19 protein-coding genes are annotated in these 21,410 nt (G+C 48.8%); 10 read left to right on the top strand and 9 right to left on the bottom strand.

Annotated elements, in window-relative coordinates; all coding sequences use genetic code 11:
- Positions 1-664: 664 nt before the first annotated feature.
- The gene (gene cpaB / locus BN162_RS04730; protein ID WP_020223934.1) at positions 665-1,381 is read right to left on the bottom strand and encodes a Flp pilus assembly protein CpaB; all 717 of its coding nucleotides are present in this window, start codon (positions 1,379-1,381) and stop codon (positions 665-667) included.
- Between the two features lie 127 nt (positions 1,382-1,508).
- Between cpaB and BN162_RS04725 the strand changes: the two genes are divergently transcribed.
- From BN162_RS04725 to BN162_RS04700, 6 genes are all read left to right on the top strand, one after another.
- Positions 1,509-1,826 carry a PadR family transcriptional regulator gene (locus BN162_RS04725; protein WP_020223933.1) on the top strand — a complete coding sequence of 106 codons (318 nt, stop codon included), beginning with the start codon at positions 1,509-1,511 and terminating at the stop codon, positions 1,824-1,826.
- Positions 1,823-2,848, top strand: a complete 1,026-nt coding sequence (locus tag BN162_RS04720) for a DUF4097 family beta strand repeat-containing protein (protein WP_020223932.1) — start codon at positions 1,823-1,825, stop codon at positions 2,846-2,848. Before BN162_RS04725 ends, BN162_RS04720 begins: the two co-directional genes overlap by 4 nt.
- A gap of 109 nt (positions 2,849-2,957) precedes the next feature.
- On the top strand, positions 2,958-3,644 hold the full coding sequence (locus BN162_RS17725; RefSeq protein WP_020223931.1) for a M48 family metallopeptidase: 687 nt from the start codon (positions 2,958-2,960) through the stop codon (positions 3,642-3,644).
- 82 nt (positions 3,645-3,726) lie between these two features.
- Positions 3,727-4,422, top strand: coding sequence for a response regulator transcription factor (locus BN162_RS04710; RefSeq protein WP_006058785.1), 696 nt, complete (start codon positions 3,727-3,729; stop codon positions 4,420-4,422).
- A complete protein-coding gene (locus BN162_RS17720) occupies positions 4,397-6,337 on the top strand; it encodes a sensor histidine kinase (protein WP_020223930.1) in 1,941 nt (646 codons plus the stop codon). Before BN162_RS04710 ends, BN162_RS17720 begins: the two co-directional genes overlap by 26 nt.
- Positions 6,338-6,416: 79 nt before the next feature.
- Positions 6,417-6,920 (top strand): hypothetical protein, encoded by a 504-nt coding sequence (locus tag BN162_RS04700; RefSeq protein ID WP_020223929.1) that lies wholly within the window; start codon positions 6,417-6,419, stop codon positions 6,918-6,920.
- Positions 6,921-6,971: 51 nt separating this feature from the next.
- Here BN162_RS04700 and BN162_RS04695 read toward each other — a convergent pair whose 3' ends face one another.
- On the bottom strand, positions 6,972-7,466 hold the full coding sequence (locus BN162_RS04695) for a peptidoglycan-binding domain-containing protein (protein ID WP_020223928.1): 495 nt from the start codon (positions 7,464-7,466) through the stop codon (positions 6,972-6,974).
- A 138-nt stretch (positions 7,467-7,604) separates the two neighbouring features.
- Between BN162_RS04695 and BN162_RS19135 the strand changes: the two genes are divergently transcribed.
- Complete coding sequence (locus tag BN162_RS19135) at positions 7,605-8,294, top strand: peptidoglycan-binding domain-containing protein (protein ID WP_020223927.1); 690 nt, start codon at positions 7,605-7,607, stop codon at positions 8,292-8,294.
- 95 nt (positions 8,295-8,389) lie between these two features.
- Positions 8,390-9,550 (top strand): MalY/PatB family protein, encoded by a 1,161-nt coding sequence (locus BN162_RS04680; protein ID WP_167539991.1) that lies wholly within the window; start codon positions 8,390-8,392, stop codon positions 9,548-9,550.
- 77 nt (positions 9,551-9,627) lie between these two features.
- Here the strand turns inward: BN162_RS04680 and BN162_RS04675 are convergent, their stop codons facing one another.
- Positions 9,628-10,377, bottom strand: a complete 750-nt coding sequence (locus BN162_RS04675; RefSeq protein WP_020223925.1) for a sugar isomerase domain-containing protein — start codon at positions 10,375-10,377, stop codon at positions 9,628-9,630.
- A gap of 599 nt (positions 10,378-10,976) precedes the next feature.
- Here BN162_RS04675 and BN162_RS04670 point away from each other — a divergent pair.
- Both BN162_RS04670 and BN162_RS04665 read left to right on the top strand, forming a co-directional pair.
- On the top strand, positions 10,977-11,645 hold the full coding sequence (locus BN162_RS04670) for an ankyrin repeat domain-containing protein (protein ID WP_020223923.1): 669 nt from the start codon (positions 10,977-10,979) through the stop codon (positions 11,643-11,645).
- A gap of 12 nt (positions 11,646-11,657) precedes the next feature.
- Positions 11,658-13,730 carry an elongation factor G gene (locus tag BN162_RS04665; protein ID WP_020223922.1) on the top strand — a complete coding sequence of 691 codons (2,073 nt, stop codon included), beginning with the start codon at positions 11,658-11,660 and terminating at the stop codon, positions 13,728-13,730.
- 502 nt (positions 13,731-14,232) lie between these two features.
- Here BN162_RS04665 and BN162_RS04660 read toward each other — a convergent pair.
- The 6 genes from BN162_RS04660 to BN162_RS04635 all read right to left on the bottom strand — a co-directional run bounded on the left by BN162_RS04660 (position 14,233) and on the right by BN162_RS04635 (position 21,380).
- Complete coding sequence (locus tag BN162_RS04660; protein WP_020223921.1) at positions 14,233-15,294, bottom strand: PD-(D/E)XK nuclease family transposase; 1,062 nt, start codon at positions 15,292-15,294, stop codon at positions 14,233-14,235.
- A gap of 451 nt (positions 15,295-15,745) precedes the next feature.
- Positions 15,746-16,888, bottom strand: coding sequence for a S1C family serine protease (locus BN162_RS04655; RefSeq protein WP_020223920.1), 1,143 nt, complete (start codon positions 16,886-16,888; stop codon positions 15,746-15,748).
- Positions 16,889-17,076: 188 nt separating this feature from the next.
- A complete protein-coding gene (locus BN162_RS04650) occupies positions 17,077-18,345 on the bottom strand; it encodes a glycosyltransferase family 2 protein (RefSeq protein ID WP_020223919.1) in 1,269 nt (422 codons plus the stop codon).
- Positions 18,346-18,604: 259 nt separating this feature from the next.
- Positions 18,605-19,027 (bottom strand): threonine/serine exporter family protein, encoded by a 423-nt coding sequence (locus tag BN162_RS04645; protein ID WP_020223918.1) that lies wholly within the window; start codon positions 19,025-19,027, stop codon positions 18,605-18,607.
- A complete protein-coding gene (locus tag BN162_RS04640; RefSeq protein ID WP_020223917.1) occupies positions 19,021-19,791 on the bottom strand; it encodes a threonine/serine exporter family protein in 771 nt (256 codons plus the stop codon). Before BN162_RS04640 ends, BN162_RS04645 begins: the two co-directional genes overlap by 7 nt.
- 2 nt (positions 19,792-19,793) lie before the next feature.
- Positions 19,794-21,380 carry an NAD(P)/FAD-dependent oxidoreductase gene (locus BN162_RS04635; protein WP_020223916.1) on the bottom strand — a complete coding sequence of 529 codons (1,587 nt, stop codon included), beginning with the start codon at positions 21,378-21,380 and terminating at the stop codon, positions 19,794-19,796.
- Positions 21,381-21,410: the final 30 nt, after the last annotated feature.

Below are 21,410 nucleotides of genomic sequence, written 5' to 3'. Positions count from 1 at the left end.
TGTTTGTTACCAAAGTTGCAGATACTTCTAAATCCATAGGAATAATTCAAATTTTATTATTAACCCATTCGCTCCCGAAAAGTGCCTATTCGTTCCCAATCGCTTGACAAACGAAGCTTTCTGACATTCAGTGCTTATCTCTATCATTTCTTCTAACTTGTCTATTCGCTCCTGAAAAGTGCCTATTCGTTCCCAACTGCTTGACAAATGAAGCTTTCTGACATTCAGTGCTTATCTCTATCATTTCTTCTAACTTGTCTATTCGCTCCCGAAAGTGCCTATTCGCTCCCAACTGCTTGACAAATGAAGCTTTCTGACATTCAGTGCTTATCTCTATCATTTCTTTTAACTTGTCTATTCGCTCCCGAAAAGTACCTATTCGTTCCCAATTGCTTGACAAACGAAGCTTTCTGACATTCAGTACTTATCTCTTTCATTTCTTCTAACTTGGCTATTCGCTCCTGAAAAGTGCCTATTCGTTCCCAATTGCTTGACAAACGAAGTTATCTAACATTCAGTGCTTATCTCTTTCATTTCTTCTAACCTATCTATTCGCTCCTGAAAAGTGCCTATTCGCTCCCAATCGCTTGACAAACGAAGTCTTCTGACTTTTAACTCATAGCGTGTTCGTGGCTTCTTTTCTGTCTTTAAATAGTAACAAAGACTATCGTTCCTCTTTCAGCCAGCGGAGAACCTCGGATTCCTCTGCCAGGATACATTCTGCCTGATTATAACTGTCAGCGGTTAGATACAGTTCGATTCGTCCTTTCTTCTCCGCAATGGATAAAGGAGACAGATAGGCTTGATCAACGGCCAGCAGCACAGTAGAAGGCAGGGTGTCCTCTGCCTGATCAATCCGTTCACCATAACGGTTCTGCAGTTCCAGAATGCGTACGCCACGAAGCAGACAATCCATCATTTCCTGACCATCCGGCCATTGGCCGTATACATACAAATCAACCTGCTGTCCAGGCTGCATTAATTGTCCGCTGATCTCTTCAATTGAAACTGCCAAAGGAAAAACAGCTTGACCTTCCTTCAAGGTCGTGATACTGAAATCAGTCATTTCCTCAGGTCTTTCAACCATTTCTTCATAAAAGAAGGAACCGCGCGGAATGGTGCTTTCCAAGCGTGTCCAACAACCGACAAGCTCCGCTTCGCTCAAAAGCAGATCAGCCTGCAGATAGGCAGAAGGGATATCAATCCAGGTCAGATCCTGGGCCGTGATTGTATGACGCGGGGGTAAGCTGGATGTACTGACGGGAACAGAAACCAGGTCTAAACGCCGGTTCAGTTCATGCTGGAAAAAATAGAAACCGCTGATGATCAATCCAAGCAAGGTGAATCCGAGGGTGATGGTGAGTGCAATTTTTTTCTTCATTTGTTTATCCTCCATCTATACTATTGCGGAAAATTCAAAAAAGCCTCACAATTTCTAAAATTTTAATGAATAGTATATTGCATTATAGAATAGCTAGTGATATTATCTTGTTAGAAGGAGGGATTGGATGAACGCTCAGTTTAAGAAAGGCGTACTGGAAATGTGCGTGCTGTCCTTGTTGGCGCAGGGAGAGAAATACGGCTATGAGCTGACCGAAGCGATCTCACAGAAAATGACGGTTGCGGCGGGAACCCTGTATCTGATCTTAAAACGGCTGAAAGATGACGGCGACGTGGATACCTATCTGGTGGAATCTGCGGAAGGTCCGGCCCGCAAATACTATCGGCTGACGGAAAAAGGCCGGTCCCATGAACAACAGCTGACAGGCGAATGGCAGGAATTTGTGCGATTAGTGGATGAACTCATCCGGAAAGGAGAAGCATGAACAGAAAAGAATACATGGAACGGCTGCAAATGGATCTGGAGGCCGTTGACGAACAAACCGCAAAGGAAATTCTTCAGGATTTTACCGATCACTTTGAACAGGGGCTGAGCGAAGGCCGCAGCGAAGAGGAAATCAGCGAGGAGCTGGGCGATCCGGCAGAACTGATCAGCGAACTGAATACCCGTCCGCATCGTCAGGCTCAGGCGGAATCCCAAACCCAGATTGATGCCTTGTCGATGGTCAGCATTGAAGCAGAAAGTGCGGATATCACATTGAAGCAGGGAACTGGAAATGATGTTTTAGTGGATTTCTACGATAGCCGCAATCCGCTGCGGGTGCATAATTACCGGCTTGAAACAGTTCAGGAGAATGACGTCTATGCCATCCGCGTGATTCGCCTGCAGAACAGCTGGCTGCGGGCGGGAGCGGGAGAACATCTGCGATTGGATGTTACGCTGCCTTCAGCCAGTCTGGATGTCAAGATCAGCAGTATGAGCGGAGATATCCGAGTGCCTGAAATCCTTCACTGCGGCAAGTTTGCGGCGTCGGTGCAAAGCGGAGATATCGATATACGTGCACTTGATGCCGAGGCTGTGCAGTTTACGTCGGCTTCCGGCGATATTCATGCGGCAGTCCGCGGTGAATTGATTGAAGCCACTTCGATCAGCGGTGACCTTGATTTGACCCAGGCCCATGGTAAACTGGGCAAATTCCGTACAACCTCAGGCGATTTAGATATTCGGGGCTGCTTCCAGGCGGTGCTGGCGGAAAGCAAAAGCGGTGATCTTGATCTTGCGATTGAAGCGGCTGAAAGTCTGAAACTGGATACGATCAGCGGCGATATTCATTTAACCCTGCCGCATACCACAGGTTTTGTTTGCAGCTTCACGACGATTTCCGGTGACTTGCGGCCGCATATCCATCTGCCGCTGGAACGCCGCGGCCGTCAGCTGAGCGCTGGGGATGGTCATGCCCAAATCGCGGTCAAGACAATCAGCGGCGATTTGAAAATTAGTGATTAAATTAACCGCAAAGAACTTAAAGAAATCAGGAAAAGAAACGGCGCTGTCCTTGGCGCCGTTTTCTAGTCTTCGGTTTTATGTTATAATGAATCCCAAAAGGAGTGCGGCGATGGAAAGCTTAAATATCAATGGGAAAATTCTGCGGATATCGGTTCAGCGCAAACCGATCCGCAATCTGATTCTGCGCTTAAAAAGTCCGGATGAATTGCTTATCAGCGCGCCGTATGCCTGTTCGAATGCAGAAATTCAGCGGTTTGTGGAAGCGAAGCGCAGTTGGATTGAGGCCCATACGGAAAAGCTGGCCCGCCGTCAGGCGCAGCAGTCCCAACCGGCCAGCGGAAAGATCGCCGTATACGGCAAGCCGGTCGAGCTGCAATGGGTGATTGGCAAAGGAAAAACCCGGCTGCAGCCGGATCGCTTAATTCTTTATGGCGCCGATGCCTGTCCGGAAACAAAGCAGCGCGCCTTTGATCAATTTGCCAAGAGCAGCCTGGAAGCCGAAGTCGAACGACTGCGGCCAAAATGGGATCAGGTGATTGCGGACTATCATCTGGCTGCTCCGACGATCCATTACCGGCGGATGACAAGCCGCTGGGGCAGCTGTATTCCGGCCAAGTCCAAAATCACGCTGAATCTGAATTTGATTCATTACCCTTTAGCGTGCGTGAATTCAGTGTTATGGCATGAATATGCGCATCTGATCGTACCGAATCATTCCCAACGCTTTTACACGGTCATTCGTCACCACATGCCGGACTACGATACGTGGAAAGCCTTATTAAATGGGGATTTGTAAGAAAACTGTAAGGAAAAGAATGGAAACGCTTAAGAATTGTTTGGTAAGGTTATAAAATAGAAGAGCGGAAAGGATTGGGAATATGGAAAACTATAAAATCTTAGTCGTGGATGATGATCATGAGATCGCCGACGCGATCGAAATTTATCTTAAGAGCGAAGGCTATGAAATTTTTAAAGCGTATAATGGACTGGAAGCGCTGGAAATTCTGAATCAGCAGAAAATTCACTGCATTCTGATGGATGTGATGATGCCGAAGATGGATGGAATCCAGGCGATTATGCACATTCGTGAAACATCCAACATTCCGATTATTATCCTGTCTGCCAAATCGGAGGACATGGATAAGGTGCTGGGTCTGAACATCGGTGCTGATGATTATATTACCAAACCGTTTAATCCTTTGGAAATGATTGCCCGGGTTAAATCGCAGCTGCGCCGCTACATGCAGCTGGGGGCGACGGCGGAAACCGGAACGGTGATCGAAGTCGGCGGTTTAAGTATTGATTTGGAGGCGAAAACGGTGACGCTGGAAGGCGAACCGGTCAAGGTCACACCGATCGAATATCGGATTCTGGAATTGTTTTTAACCAATCTGAACCGCGTGTTTTCAATTGATGAAATCTATGAGCGGGTATGGAATGAAACGAGTTTCCAGAGTGAAAACACGGTTGCCGTCCATATTCGGCGGATTCGTGAGAAGATTGAAATTGATCCGAAGAATCCGCGGTATATAAAGGTGGTGTGGGGGATTGGATACAAGATCGAGAAAAACTAGCGGGTTTCTGGCGTTCCTGCTTTTTTTCGTTCTGTTGACGGGGCTGTTGTTTACCTCGGCGCTGACGGTGGAAACGCTGTATTCAACCCAGGGTCATCAGGTGCTGTATCCCAAACAGATGATTCAGCAGAGCCTGCAGGATTTGGCACATCTGCTTTATGATGAACCGCCGTTGTCGGGAGAGGTTCAGGAAGACCTGTATTACAATCTGCATTATGTCGTTGAGCAGCAGGATATTTATTTCAACAGCGATGATGATCTGAAGCTGACTTATGATCAGTTTTTGCAGCAGTACGGCAGTCAGGGCATGATGATGCTGACATGGCAGCAGGGAGAAACCCCGCAGATAACCTATCGCGGAGCGTATTTCCTGATTGATCAGAAGACGATCACGCGGGAAACGGCGGAAATGGCTGTCAGCCTGCTTAAGCTGTATTCTCAGGAAAAAGTTGAACGGCTGGCGCTGGTGATCGACGATCAGCTGGCATACAATACGCCGATGTATTACAGCTACACGTACTTTCAGGAGTCGATGAACAATCTGAAGATCTGCTTTTATTCCTCCTTGTGCCTGTTTTTTATCACTCTGGCCTACGGGGTGTTCAAGCGCGCGCCGATTACGGCGTTTAATGAAAGCTTGGCGCAGCTGACTTTCAATTTTTGGATTGAGGTTAAACTGGGGCTGGGCTTAGTTTTAACATTGATGCTGTTCTCGCTTAGCCTGCCGCTGCCCTTGGCGGTGACCGTGCTGTTTTGGGGCTTGTATGTGCTGGTCAATGAACTGCATTTCTATGGCTTAAAGCCCTTTCATCACAATATTCTTAATTCTGCAATGAAGACGGTGCGCTTAATCAGCGGTCCGTATGGCTATCAGAAAAAATGGCTGACGGAATTTCTGCTTCTGGTTGTTTTTGAAGTCATCTGCGCATTCATTCTCTGGTCGATGATGTTCTCCGCGTTTTTGGGCTTTATGGGAATTCTGGTGTTTGTTCTGATCTTTGCTGCGGCCTTTTTGGTGCTGTTTCTCTACATCCGCAGGATGATGTTGTTCATGCAGGATTCTGCCGCGCTGGCGCAGCAGGTTGAAAATATCCGCCGCGGCGTACTGAACGAAAGCTTTGAGCTGAGCGAAGGCAGTCCGCTGCAGCCAGTCAGTGATAATCTGGAAAAAATCCGGGAAGGCGTCAGTCATCAGGTTGAAGAACAGCTTAAGAGTGAGAAACTGAAAATTGAGCTGATTACTAACGTTTCCCATGATCTGAAAACGCCGATCACATCGTTGATCAACTACTCAGATCTGTTGACCAAAGCTGAGATTCAGCCGGAATATGCCCGTGACTACGTGCGCATCATCACGCAGAAGAGCGTGCGGTTAAAAAATCTGATTCAGGATCTGTTTGAAATTTCCAAGGCGGCCAGCGGCAATCTGCAGATGGATTTGCGGAAGCTGGAAATTAACGGCCTTCTGATGCAGACGCTGGCGGAGCTGGATGAAAAAATTGAAGCCAGCACGCTGGAGTTTAAAATCCAATACCTCGATACTCCTGGCTACATTCTGGCGGACGGCGGTCGGTTGTATAATGTCTTTGATAACCTGATTACCAATGCGATTAAATATTCCATGGAAAATACCCGCGTTTATATTCAGATTGAACGGGTGGAGGAACAGATCTGCATCAGCTTCAAAAACATTGCGAACTACGAACTGAAATTTGATCCGGGATCCTTAACCGAACGGTTTGTCCGCGGCGATGTATCCCGATCGACAGAAGGTTCCGGTTTGGGCCTGGCGATTGCGGAAACGTTTGTAACACTGATGAAAGGTCAGATTGAGGTCAGTGCCGATGGAGATCTGTTTAAGATCGAAATTCGGTTTGCGGAACTGCCGCAGGAGCCCGCGGATTTTACTGCATAGCGGCTTTTTCTCGATTTCAGGCTGATAGAACACCGCGGTGCGGGGCAGACTAAAGGCAGAATGAAAAGGAGGCTGTTTCATGAAGAAAATCATTCTGTGCGCCGTTTTGTGTCTGGCTGTGCTGACCGGCTGTTCGTGGAATCAGAAGAAACCTCAGCCCTCGCCTTCAGCTTCACCCAGTACTGCGCCGACGGTTTCGCCGACGATTGATCCGGCGATTACGGAAGCCAGTGATGTCGTAGGGGAAACCACGACGTTTGGAACGCCGATCGTTTCGGTTCAAATGAAGGACGGGAAGATCAGCTGGGTGTCAATTGATGAAATCACAGAAGATACGACAAAGAAAACGCTGGGCGATCAGTATAAGCTGGGTGAGCAGGCGATCGCAGGCTGGAGTCAGCAGATTCAAGCGCTGGAAGACTACATTGTCGCTCATGGTTTAGAGGCTGTGAATGTGGACGAGGAAGGCAAAGCCGTGAATGAAGATTTGCGGACGCAATGCACGATTACGATTCAAAACTATCTTGAAACTGTAAAAAAAGCGGTATCGCAGGCGGAACATCCGGAAAACCCGCCGAAATAAACAGCAAGCAGAAAAATCGGAACTCCGTTTGGGAATTCCGATTTTTTTAGGTTAGTCGATCAGGTCGATGATCTTATCCCAGGTTTTCTCACCGATTTTGCCATCCGGAGTCAAACTGTGCGCGTTTTGAAACGCGATGACCTTGGCTTCGGTTTTGGCACCAAAAACTCCGTCTGCCGTAATCGGCGTTGAAGGCAGGGTGAGCTTGTTCAGATAGTTCTGCATTTTCTGGACTTCCAGTCCGGTATCGCCGTATTCCAGCGGCGGCTGATCTGTACCGGGATCGGGATCCGGACCAGGTCCTGGATCGGGGTTCGCTTTATATTTAGCGATAATCTTATCCCAGGTTAAAGTTCCGATGATGCCATCGGCGGTTAAGCCGGTATGTCTTTGGAAAAGCATGACGGCGTTTTCGGTTGCTGAACCGAAGTTGCCGTCTTCTTTCAGAACCGGAAGGTCAGGATACGTGGTGCGCAGCACATTTAAATAGTGCTGCATCTTCTTGACAGCTAAGCCTGTATAACCTCTGCGAATTACATAAGCCATAAAAGTAAATCCTCCTTTCATTAACAGGGTATGACGCCAAGCCGGCGGGGAAAGGGAACGTGCCTAACGTAGGTGCATTTGGTCATTGGCCTTGGCCTTTCGCCACAAAGCGCATAAGGTATACTGGAGGTGAAACCGATGAGAATTTTGATATACAATGACCAAACGAACAACATGGAAACGTATTCGCTGCGCTGTTCGGACAACATGCCGTATACGACCTGCTGCCGGCTGACTGTCGGCGAGTTTATGCGCAATTCCCACAGCCGTACGATCGGCTGGTCCACCCGGCGCTTTTTAAATTCAGTGAATGAGCTGATCCGCCGCTATGGGCAGAAGCCGCGTGTCAGCCGGGCGTTTCGGCGGGCGTGGGATGCAGATGAACCGATGATTTTAACGCATATGCTGGGAACGGCGGTCGATTTGGGATCTAATCTGTCGCTGCCGGGGCTGCAGCAGTTAGTCACTTTGGCGGAAGACCAGGAATTGTTTGATGTCATTACCGATCTGGAACACACCCGGATTGAAGCCCATCTGCATCATCAAAACGAAGCAGCCAGTGATTTCGTACCCTTTGCGCAGATTCAGAAAGGCGATAAAAAGACAGAAGTTTGCGTCGCTCAGGATGCACTGTGGGCGCTGGGCTACCGTATAACCAAGATCAGCGGCGTATTTGACAGCGAGCTTGATCAGCAGGTGCGCGCCTTCCAGCGTGATCAGGGTTTAAACGCCGACGGGATCGTGGGCCGGCTGACCTGGGAGGCGCTGATGTCGCAGCTGCGGCCGATTCCGGGGATTGATGAGGAAGCAAACGAGCAGTCAAACTAAATGAAAACGGAAATGACCTGACTGCGGGTCATTTTCTATTGCCGCAAAAAGGGGGATGAAGTGGTATAATGGAAAAAACAGAGGGAGAAAAAAAGATGAACTTTGATGAAATTTATGATCGCAAAGGGACGCACTGTGTCAAATATAATGCGGTTAAAACAGCGCAGCGGCCTCAGGATGCGCTGGTGATGACACTGGCGGATATGGATCTGCCCTGCTGCCCGGCAATTCAGCAGGCGATCATCGAGCGGGCGGAACATCCGTTTTACGGCTATCAGCAATTCGATGAGGAACTGCCGGAGGTGGTGTGTGCCTGGGCAAAAGCACACAGCGCAGCCTTGCTGGATCCCCGGACAATTCAGATCACCCCCAGCGTCAATACGGCGATTGCTCTGTGTTTGCGGGCATTCACCAAGCCGGGCGACGGAATCTTGATCCAGAACCCATCCTACAGTCCTTTCCGCAAGGTCGTCACGCTGAACCAGCGCCGCTGCGTGATGAACGAACTGATCCAGAAGGAGGATCATTATGAACTGGATATGGACGATTTTGAAGCGAAGCTGCAGGAAGTCCGGCTGTTTATTCTGTGTTCGCCGCACAATCCAACCTCCAAGGTTTTCACGCGTGAGGAACTGGATGCGATGCTTTCGCTGTGCCGGAAATACCAGGTCACGGTGCTGGCGGATGAAATCCATGCGGATTGGGTCTATGGAACGATGACGGCGGCCAGCGCTGTAGATCAAAACGTCATTACAATTCTTTCTCCAAGCAAGACGTTTAATCTTCAGGGAATGCAGTGTTCGTTTGTGTTTATTCCGGATGCTAATCAGGCCCAGGCGTTGCAGCATGAGCGGGACAGTCTGGCCTATATGAATAATCAGACCTTTTCCCACGCCGCCGCGCTGGCAGCTTACAGTCCAGCGGGAGAGACATGGCTGCAGCAGGCCAAGGCTTACGTCAGCCAAAATGCCGAGATTTTTAAAACGATGCTGAAAGAAGCTGATGTTCCGTTGATGCCGATGCGGCTTCAATCGACGTTTCTGTTATGGGTAGACTGCAGCGGCTGCTGCAATAACGACGCCGAGGTTGTGGATTTGTTTGAAAACCGCTGTCATATCTACGGCAGCAGCGGTTCCCACTACCAATGTGAAAAACCGTTTATCCGGCTGAATATCGCAGCACCCCGCAGCGTGATTGAGGTAGCTGCGCAACGGCTGATCCACGTACTTTCTAAAAGCGATAGGCAGGAAGCCTAAACCACAGCAGCAAAAAAACCGCAGATTTTCTGCTTATCCGGCAGAATCAGCGGTTTTCTCTTATCCGATTATGAAAATCAGAGATTGCGGATGCGGTAAAAATACTTGTCGACAAGTTTGTCGTTGTGATCGGCAGCCGAGGCGTCCATAAACGCGATGTGGCCGTTGAAATAGACGTCTGGATCTAATCCCCGCTGGACCAGCAGTTCTACGGTCTGCGTCAGCACCGCGTTTTGCAGATAAACCGCCGGAATGGTAGAAGTCGAGCCGATCTTCATTGGGAAGCCTTCTATTTCAACCGCGGCATCGCCGATCAGCGAACAGTTGTCTAGAACGATATCGCAGACATCCTTCAGTTTTTTGCCGCTTTGGTGCTTGGTCGTCAGGTAGTCGCTGTATTCCACCGCGGTGATGGCAATCGTGGGAATGCCTTTTTCACGAGCCCGCAAAGCGGCGTCGACCGGGACGATGTTGTTGCCGGAATTGGAAATGATGATGATGCAGTCGTTGGGTGTAACACGATGATAATCAACGATGTGACGGCCGACCTCATAGGTGTTTTCCATTAAATAGCTTTTGGTAATATCAAAGGTGCCGGTAACGCTGGGCTCCAGCAGCGCCGCGTAGTTGGCGACGGTTGCGGCCCGCCAAAAGGCGTCCTCGATGACCAGGTGGGAATGTCCCGCGCCCAATCCATAGATTAAACCGCCGCGCTCGGATACGTCGGCGCACAGTTTTGCTGCCTGCATGATGGCCTCGCCCTGACTGTCCATGACGTTGGCGATGATTTCGTTCATGACATTGAAGTAATTTTTCCAGGCTTCCATAAGAATCTCCTTTTCCTCATTTGATTTCATTGTAACAACTTCACAGTGAAAAAAGAAGTCCAAAAAGCAGGAAAAAACAAAAATGAAAGAATTTACAAAATGTAACAAACGAAAACATAGTTTTCATAGAAATTCGGTAAGAAAGGTCTTGAACAAAAAATGAAATCGGTTACAATAAAGCTATAAAGAACCAAGACCGGAATGGAGTGAAACATCATGGACCAGAAGAAAGGCTTAGTTTTTGTTGCCCCTCAAAATGGAGATGATAGAGCTGAAGGTGTTTTCGGCGGGGTTCTTTTGGGAAAAAATCAGTTGTTTTTAAGATGGATTTAGACTGTCCATCTTTTTTGTCTTCGGAAGCGAAGGAGTCAGCGAAATTCAGGTGCTGAACGCTTCAGGCAGACAAAGTTGAGCGACATGTCAGATCCGCCTACGCCTGAAAATGGAATCTTGAATCGGCTGTCCATTACTGAGGAATCGGGCACAAGGTTCAGTTTTCAGGAATACTCCTGCTGATGCAGATCACAGGGGGTTCCGAATTTCGGAATGATGCGCAGGAAGTTCAATGTTTGATGAATAAATAAAAGGAGGAATTCATTATGGATCAAACAAACAAAGAGTTCTGGGATGCGGCGGCAGCCGGCGATTTCGCGAAAGTCTGTGCATGTGTTTCCAAAGGAGCCAACGTCAATGTATCCAACGGCGACGGACGGACAGCCTTGATGCGCAGCGCTAAGCGCGGTTATGAAGATATCGTTCGGTTCTTGCTAGATAATGGAGCAAATGTTCGGGCTCGTGATGTCAACAATAAGACGGCGTTAATGGGCGCGGCAAAAAAAGGTCATCTGGGAATTGTCAAGATGCTGGTTGAAGCAGGATCCGATGTGAATTCTCATGATGACAACGGACGGACGTCGCTGATGCGGGCTTCCTTCCTAGGTCAGAGCGAAGTCGTTGAATATCTGGTTGAAAACGGAGCGAATGTGAACGCTCGTGACAGCAAGGGCAGAACGGCGCTGATGGAAGCGGTTCTGGCATGCAAGGTGGATGTCATCAAATATCTGATCGAACACGGCGCGGATATCAACATGCAGGATAATGCCGGCTGCACAGCGTTGATGAGAGCCAGCTACGGCGGATATGTTGATCTGGTTCTGTATCTGCTGGACCAAGGCGCAGATAAGAGCATCAAAGATTTCCAGGGCAACCTCGCTATTCATTATGTCCGTGAGCACTGCTTTGCTGAGCTGAAAGAGCATTTGAAGTAGGGGGGAAGCCGTATGAGAGATTATTTAGCGAATGAAGTCCGCAATATCGTTCTGATGGGACACAGCGGCGCTGGCAAATCCAGCGTCGTCGAAGCTGCATTATATTTTACTCAGGCAACGGACCGGCTGGGCAAAACCGGAGATGGAACGAGCGTCATGGATAATGACGCGGAAGAAATCAAACGTGGTTTGTCCGTCTACACCTCCATTGCGCCGGTTGAATGGAAAGAATGCAAGATTAACTTTATTGATACGCCGGGTTATCTGGATTATGAGGGCGAAGCGCAGTGCGGCATCGCGGTCGGCGATAACGCGCTGATCGTCGTCGGGGCAAAGGACGGCGTCGAATCCGGTACGGAAAAAGCCTGGAAGATCGTTACCCGCAAGAAACTGCCGACCATTTTCTTCATCAACAAAATTGATGAGGAAAATGCTTCATTTGATCAGACCTACAATCAGCTGCGCGAACATTTCGGCAAGACGGTCATTCCGTTTGAAGTTCCGATTACAAGCGCGGGCAAGGTTGTCGGCTCTGTCAACATTCTGCGTAAAAAAGCCTGGTATTATGACGATCGGACAACTCCGAAGGAAGTACCGGATGAGCTGAAAGAGATCGTTGAAGAATATTACAATCAGATCGCTGAGGCGATTGCGATGGCCGATGATGAACTGATGGAAAAATTCTTCAGCGGCGAAAGCTTTGATGAACATGAAGTCGCCAAGGGCTTGCGCATCGGCGTGCGCAACGGGGATATCCGTCCGGTTTACTGCGGCAGTGCGACCCAGGTTACCGGCATCGAACGTCTGCTTGATCTGATCCGTGAGTACTTCCCAAGCTATGCTGAGAAGGGCATGATTGAAGCGCTGGATCTGGACGGCATTCCGATTTTGATGGAAACCAATGAACAGGAAGCGTTTACGGCTCAGGTTTTCAAGACGATCATTGATCCGTTTGTCGGCAAGATCTCCCTGCTGAAGGTCATGACCGGCGTCATGAGCACGGATGCCCAGGTCTTAAACGTACAGAAGGACAAGATTGAAAAACTGAATCAGATTTATATCGTTAAGGGCAAGCATCAGATTGCGGTTGGCAAGCTGTTTACCGGCGATATCGGCGCAGTTGTCAAACTGCAGTTCACCGATACCAACGACACGCTAGCAACACGCTTAAAGCCGGTTACCTATGCTCCAATCGAATTCCCGAAACCGATGCTGGGCGTTGCGATCTGGCCGAAAACCAAAGCGGATGAAGACAAGATGAGCATGGGTCTGCAGCGGATGTGTGAAGAAGATCCGTCGATCCGTCTGGATAAGAATAAGGAAACCAAGGAAACGGTGTTGTACGGCATGGGCGTTCAGCATATCGACGTCATCCTAAGCAAGCTGAAATCCAAATATAAGGTTGAAGTCACGACCACGGAGCCGAAGGTTCAGTATCGTGAAACGATCCGCGGCACAGTCACGGCTGAAGGCAAGCATAAAAAGCAGTCCGGCGGTGCAGGTCAGTATGGTCATGTCTTCGTTAAATTTGAACCGTGCGATGGGGATGAAATGGTCTTTGCGGAATCTGTTTTCGGTGGTGCTGTTCCGAAGCAGTATTTCCCAGCCGTTGAAGCCGGTCTGCGGGAATGCATGGAAAAGGGAGTTCTGGCTGGATATAAGGTTGTCGGTGTCAAAGCGACGCTGACCGACGGCTCCTATCATGAAGTCGACTCGAAGGAAATTGCCTTTAAAGCCGCGGCCCGTCTGGCCTACAAAGCCGGAATGCCGAAAGTCAAACCAATCCTGCTTGAACCAATCGGTAAGGTTGAAGTTTTGATTCCAGAGGAATATACCGGCACGATTATCGGCGATTTCAACAAACGCCGCGGAATTATTCTCGGCATGGATTTAGTGGATGAAAAAGAACAGAAGATCACGGCGGAAGTGCCGATGGCTGAAATGATGAAATATTCAACAGAGCTGCGTTCAATGACGCAGGGCCGCGGTTCCTTCGTGATTGAGTTTGATCGCTATGAACCAGCCCCGCAGCCGATTGCCGAAAAGGTTATCAAAACCGCAAATATTGAAAAAGAAGAAGATTGAATTCTTCAGAAATTGAAATGAAGCAGTCAGAGTCCAGGACTTTGATTGCTTTTCTTTTTCGTTAGCCTAAACAGAATAATGGAACTATCAGAGAAGATCCAAAGTAGGTTCTTTCTGAATTCTGGGTAGTGAATTATGGCACCCAATAACAAAGGCGCCTTAAATCTGTATTTGTCACAGATTTAAAGCGCCTATTGCTACTTCAAAAGCTCTGCTTTGCCTAGAGCTCGGAAAGAACTGAAACATGCTTATCACTTAGTCGTCCCTCTTTTATTCAATTATGATTTCACGCTCATTCAGGCCAATACTTTCTACAAAGCAGACCTTCTTTTTTGTTAATCTTGCCCGAATCCAACTATTTAAACTTATTTATCCTGATGTCAGAATCTTTCAAGGATCGATCCGTCAAATCTGAGCTTACCTTAAAGGATGAAAAGTATATAGGATCTGTCTTACGTATCTAAACTTAGTTTCTTGGATTGAATTCTGTAAATTCGGTACTTTATCGGGAAAGTATTGTTTCTGCAGCTCTGCTATTCTGTTTTGTAATCGTTTGGATTTGGTGGTGAAGATCCTGTGATGTGTAGATTGTATCTATGACCTGAGTCAGCTCTAAGAGTGCTTGTTCATCTAAACTGTCAATCTGCTTCTCATTTTCTGTGCTGAGTTCCATCCGTTTTCCCAAAACCAGTTTAATCAATGTTCGTTGACCTTCAAGTTTACCTTCGCGTTTGCCTTCAAGCCGACTTTCTGCCATTTCCAGTTCATAATCCAATTCATCAAACTTGGCTCTCAATCGAGCAATTGCCAAACTTGTATCCCTTAAAAAATCCACTTTCTTTTCTTCCATCATCTTGATAATTTCCTCCTTCTCGACTAATTCATGAATGATGTTCTGTTTCTCTGCGATATGACTGAACCGAAGCATGTAGTGAATTTTTTCTTCCATTTTCCATTCTTCAACGGGTTTGCTTTCCAATTCCTCTAATTTATCCATTTCTATCCAGAGGATCTGACATCGCTCATCCGGCAGACGTTTGCCCTTTTCTTCATTGAAGTATCGATAATGATGCAGATATCCATCCCATTCCTGCACTTGCGGACTCCGGTTGAGAATCATCAGCTGAACTACGGGATTAAATTCATAAAGATTGTCCGCATTGAGCTGGTCGGCAACGATTCGTGCCAAGTATCCCTGAGAGCGCAGCGACAAGTGCCGACCCATCTGATAATTCTGCATTTCTATGTTCACAAGCAGAATCTGACCTTTGTCATCTTCAACTTCGATAAGCAAATCGAAGCGCACACCTTTTTCCCTTTCATAGGTTTTCATTGGTTCCGTATTTTTTATATCTGCTCGGACAACCTGGATATGAAACAGCGCTGATAAATAAGCAAATCGAATCTTTCTGGATTTTTCATCCTCACAACCCAGGGCAAAACGGAATACATCGTTTTCCCGAAAGTCAAGGGTGATTAAACGCTCACGAAGCTGATCTGGATTGAGGGAATACGGCAGGGATTGAAGCGATAAATCAGGGTAAGGAATTTTACTGATTTCCATTGAGAAAGACCTCCTTCATATCTAATATTGCGGAAAATCAGAAAAAGCCCCGCAAGAAACAGAAAAATGTTAAAAAACTTTTCTGAGTTTGCTTTTCAATATTATAGTAGCTCAATTGAATCTGTTTTTCAATAAGCAAAAGCCTTTTTCTTGATGACTTCTTACTCATTTCGTGTCTAAATTAAGTCATATAAAAAGTACAACAAGAGGACACAATACACAAGGTTCTTTCTGAACGCGAGGTCATGAATTATGGCCCTAATAACAAAGGCGCCTTGAATCTGTATTTGTCACAGATTTAAAGCGCCTATTGTTTCTTTAAAAGCTCTGCTTTCCTCAGCGTTCAGAAAGAACCCTAAAGTATCCGATCTTTACCATTCCGTTTGTTTTAACTGAAACCATTCTTAAGATCGCATTTTGATCAGGTTTGAGAATGCTTGGTAAGCCGTGCTTAGCCTTTCTTTTCCTGCAGGGTAAGGGTAAGTTCAACGATCTTGCCGTCACGCTTCACCGTGATCATCAGCTGATCGCCGACAGAGCTTTCATTCAGGATGGAAGTAATGTCGGAAATGGCTTCAATCGCCGTATCGTTGATAGATACAAAGCAATCGCCTGGCTGCAGCCCGCCGTTGGCAGCACTGGAGTTTTCAATGACGGACTGGACATAGACGCCCGGTGTCTTGAAACCGTATTGAGCGGCGAGCTGAGGGGTTGTCAGATCCAGCGCCGTAATGCCCAACGATACCCGGCCGCCGACATATCCCTGTGCGATCAGATCTTCGATAATCGGTTTGGCATCATTGATCGGAATGGCGAAACCCAGACCCTCAACATCTTCCCCGGATGACTTGGCCACGACGATGCCGATTAATTCTCCGTCCGCATTAAACAGGCCGCCGCCGGAGTTGCCCGGATTGATCGCCGCGTTGGTCTGCAATAAGTTCCGGTGCTCATTGTTCAGAATAATCTCACGGTCCAAAGCGCTGACGATTCCATTGGTCACAGTCCCGCCCAGCTGTCCCAATGGGTTGCCGACGGCGACGACAGGTTCGCCTACCGACAGCGAATCAGAATCTCCCAGAATCGCCGGCGTCAGACCGGAAGCTTCAATTTTAATGACGCCGATGTCCATTTTGGAATCTGAGGCGACAAGCTGAGCCTCATACGTTGTCCCGTCATGCAGCGCCACAAGGATTGAGCGGGCGTCTTCAATAACGTGATTGTTGGTAACAATGTAGCCGTCTTCAGAAATAATGACGCCGCTGCCGGCTCCTTCCGTGACGAACTGACGCAGAAATAAACTGTTGGAAACGGATTCCGTTCGGATTTCTACAACACTGTTCTGCGTCAATGCCGCAACCGAAGGAATATTTATCGAAGTCACCGGCACGTTCTCCACATTCTGGCGACGTTCTACACTTTGTACAACGACGCTGGCTTTTGAATTTTTGGCTGCCAGAGTCCCGGCGGAAAAGCCGATAACTCCGGAAAGTAAAGCACAAGCCGCAAGTCCGATGCGGAAGGTTCGCTTCATCGACCGCAGTTCTTTTTTGACCGCTGCCGTTTCCGTATCCATTAATTCGTGATCGAACATTTTATTTCCTTCTTTCTATCCGTTCTTATTATAGAAAAAAACCGTGAAGTTTGTGTGAAGAAATCCATGACTCCGGCTTGTTTGCGCTATACTTTCTAAACGAAATGTCTAAAAACGGAAGATCGAAGAGCGCAGACATGCTTTGCTTTCTGCAGAAGGACGAAGCTGTCCCTATAAAAAATACGCGGTTAATCGCGTATTTCCTGAATTGATTTGGCGATGGTGTGGGTGATCGGACTCCATTCGATCTTCTTAAACAGCGCTTCAATCGCGATCGGAACATAGGTGAAGATAAAAATCGGGAAAGTGAAGGTGTAGAGAATCTTCTTCACAGCACTGCAGTGGATATTGTTCCATTCCGTGATGGTCGTCAGAACGCCGAAGGCATACAGAATCAAATAGTAGTTGATTACAGAGGCGGTTATAGCGCCCAGCGTAACGGATAAAACTTCCGGATCCCGCTGTACGCATAACGTAAACAACAGGGCGAGGGAATTGATCAGGACGCTGAACAAAGAAACAAACAGGGCCGGAGCAATGGTCATCGTCATGTCATAACTGCTGAAATCGCGTTCTTTGACAATCCGTTTGACCAGCGATTGTCCATAGCGTCCAAATACCTGATAGAACCCCTTTGACCAGCGCAGGCGCTGTTTCCAGGACTGTTCAAATGTACAGGGCTGTTCGTCGTACAGGACGGCGCTGCCGCAGTAGCCGATCTTTAAGCCATGCAGGACACTGTCGACAGAAAATTCGATATCCTCGGTTAACAGATGATGCTTCCAGCCGTTGTTGGCTTTGACGATCTGATTGGAAATCATGAAGCCGGTACCGGAAATCGCACAGCTGGAGCCGCACATCATCCGCGCCTGGTTCAGATATTTTGATTCGCGCAGAAACCATAGTGAATAACCGGCAGAAATCCAGTTGGAATCATAGTTTTTGGAGTTGCGGTAGCTGGTGATTATTTCATAGCCGGAATCAAACACTTTGTTCATTTCCCGAATGTAGTTGGGATCCAGCAGGTTGTCTGCATCAAAGACAAAGTAAGCCTCGAACCAATCCTCAGGATATTCCTTCATGATGTGCTTAAACGCATAATCCAGCGCATAGCCCTTGCCGACTTTCAGCTGATTGAACCGCTCGTAAACGACAGCCCCTTCAGCCTGGGCCAGTTCTGCAGTGTTGTCGGTACAGTTGTCAGCGATGACAAAAGCCGTGACCAAACCGTCCGGATAATTCTGCGCTTTGATGCTTTGAAGCAGCTCACGGATGACCGTTGCTTCATTGCGCGCCGCAATAATGACGCCGTAGCGGTGCATCTGCTTCGCTTCCGGCGTCGGTTTCTTTTTGCCAAACAACACGACTCCGGCAAAGATAATCTGATATAAATAGAGAAGCAGAAATAAGATAAAAATTGTAAAATTAAATGCATTTAAACTTTCTAGCATATTCATGGTCCTTTCTTCGGATTCGCACCCTGTAAAAAGCAGCTCAGCCTGTTGCTGATGCTGGACTCTATTTTAAACGGCTGAAGAAGAAATGCAATCTCTGTGAAGAAAAATTCACATTAGTCATGAAAATTTATATTTGTGTTAAGAAAAATGTAAGAAACTTTCAGACTTCTTAAGAGATTAGCTCAGACCTTAGTATGCTAACGAAATGGTTATAATTATACATAAAAAACCTGAAAAAATTCAGGTTTTTCTTCATTTTTCATGATTTTTTCATCGAAAGTGAGAAAAAAGCACTGGTCAGCGCAATTCCCAGCGCCAGCGCGCCGGCGCAGCCGAGCGTGTGGATGCCAATCTCCAGCGCGCTCATCGTATTGCCCTGAATGATTGCCAGCATCGTATAATACATGCCTCCGCCCGGGACCAGCGGGATCAGCGCACAGATCAGAAATGTCGTGACCGGCGTTTTCATCAATCTTGCCAGCACTTCGCTGACAAAACACAATCCACAGGCAGCCAGAAACATCGCGAGAATCTCCCCGGCCTGTCCCAGCAGAACCAGCTCGTAAATCAAACTGCCCAGCGTTCCGGTCAGCGCTGCAGCCAACAGTTTTTTTCCATGGATATTAAACAGCACACCGAATCCGATTTCAGCCAGAAAGGCGCCGATCAGCTTGATCACCATAGCGGGTTTCCTCCCAGCATCATCCACAGACTCATGACCAGGCCCGGACCCAACGCCACGGCGATTGCGATCAGAACCGCTTCCACCCCGCGCGTCATCCCGGAGATCAGATCTCCCGACAAACTGTCGCGGATCGCATTGGTAATCGCCAGGCCGGGAACAAGCAGCATCAGACAGCCGATGATTAAAGCGTCCAGCGAAGGCGCGGCGCCAATCTGATTGAACCCGATTGCCAATAAGGCCGTCAAAGCGGAGCACAGGCTGATCGCAAAGAAGGAGGGAAATTGATGTTGTTCTAAAAATGAACTGCAGCCCTCGATCAGACCGCCGATGACGAACGCGCAGCCCAGATCCGGCAGCTGTCCGCCAAAAAATAAGGTAAAACCGCCAGCGCCTAAGGCGCCGGCCGCCATCCGGCTGACTTTAGAATACGGAGGACGGTGGGCAAGCCGGCGAAGCTGAGCGATAAAGTCGTTCAGCGGCAGGGCTGTGCTTTGTCTGGAAAGCGTATTGATTCGATCAATCCGGTCAATATCCAACCCGCGCGACTTAATCCGCACGATCTTGCTGACGGAACGCCCGTCGGCGACAACGGTGACGAAGATTCCGGTCGGCAGAACGATGCTGCTGGCCTCCTGCGCCCCGTAATTCAGACAGATCCGGCAGATCGTATCTTCAACGCGGTAAATCTCAGCGCCGCTTTCCAACAACAGCTGGCCGGCATACGCGGCATTTTGAAGCAGCTGATCAAAATCGTTGTTCATCGTTAATCCCTCACGTTTTCCTGATCGCGGATGATCTGTTCCGCGACGCGCAGCCCGTCAATCGCCGCGGATACGATCCCGCCGGCATAGCCTGCGCCTTCTCCCGCCGGATACAGGCCGGCAGTGGTTAAGCTTTGAAACTGTTCATCGCGCAGGATTCTGACTGGCGAGGAAGAGCGTGTTTCCACACCCGTCATCAGGGCATCGGGATCGGTAAAGCCGGGAATCTTCTGATTGAAATCAGCCAGCGCTTCTTCCAGCGCCCGGTTGATCGAAGGGGAAAACAGGGCATGCAGATCCGTCATCGTCACCCCGCGGCTGTAGCTGGGGATCACCTGTCCGAATGCTGATGAAGCTTGGCCGTTCAGATAATCGGCAATCCGCTGGCAGGGAGCCTGGCCGTGGCTTCCGCCTAAAATCCAGGCTTGATGTTCCAGTTTTTGCTGATAACGCATGCCGTCCAGCACACCCTCGCCAAAATCCGAACGCCGCACCTGAACCAGCAGCGCACTGTTGGCGTTGGCCTGGCTGCGCGCGTATTCGCTCATGCCGTTGGTCACAATCGCTTCTGCTTCACTGGCGCTGGCGACCACGGTGCCGCCGGGACACATGCAGAACGAATAAACCCCGCGGCCTTCCTGAGTCTGACAGGTGAGGCGGTATTCAGCCGCCTTCAGGCGCGGATGGCCGGCGGCTTCCTTGTATTGATTCTGATCGATCAGACGCTGCGGATGTTCAACCCGCACGCCGACCGCAAAATCCTTGGCCTCCATCGCAATCCCGGCTTCATGCAGCATCGTAAAGGTATCGCGGGCACTGTGGCCCAGCGCCAGCACCAGCTGACGGCAGGGAAGGGTCAAAGCGCCGGCCTGCACCGCACAGAGCCCCTTGGCATCGGTGCTGATTCCGGTCAGGGTTGTATTGAAATGAATCTCACCGCCCAAATGTTGAATCTTCAAGCGGATGTTTTTTACGATCTGCCGCAGCCGGTCGGTTCCGATATGCGGATGAGCCTGATATCCGATTTCCGGATCTGCCCCGGCTTCGATCAGTTCATCGGTGACCTTCACAATCCGAACGTCTTTGACGCGAGTGGTCAGCTTGCCGTCGGAAAACGTGCCGGCGCCGCCCTCGCCGAACTGAACATTGCTTTGGGGATTCAGCGGTCCGCCTTGCCAGTAGGTTTCCACATCCTGGATGCGCTGATCGACGTCTGCCCCGCGTTCCAGCACGATTGGCCGCAGTCCGGCTTCCGCCAACAACAGCGCGGCAAACATGCCGCACGGACCAAAACCGACAACAATCGGCCGTGTTGAAGCGATGAGGGAAGGCTGAGGCGGTTGATAAACGTCAGGTTTGGCAGCGCTGATATGCGGCAGCTTCTTTTTTAAAATGGCGGCTTCATCCGGGGTTTCAGCCAACACGGTATACACAAAACGCAGCGGTTTTCTGCGCGCGTCCAGCGATTCCTTGACGATTTTCCAGGACATCAGCCGGTGCGGACGCAGCCGCAGCTTCTTGATGATTAAGGCTTCCAGATTCTGAGGATTTTCATCCAGAGATAGTTGCAGGTTGGATATTTGCAGCATTGTTGATCACTCCTGTTCTTCATTATACCA

This window comes from Holdemania massiliensis AP2 (assembly GCF_000327285.1).
GTDB lineage: Bacteria > Bacillota_I > Bacilli_A > Erysipelotrichales > Erysipelotrichaceae > Holdemania > Holdemania massiliensis.
Note: the sequence above shows the minus strand (reverse complement) of the source record. Positions and strands in the feature narration are given on the sequence as shown.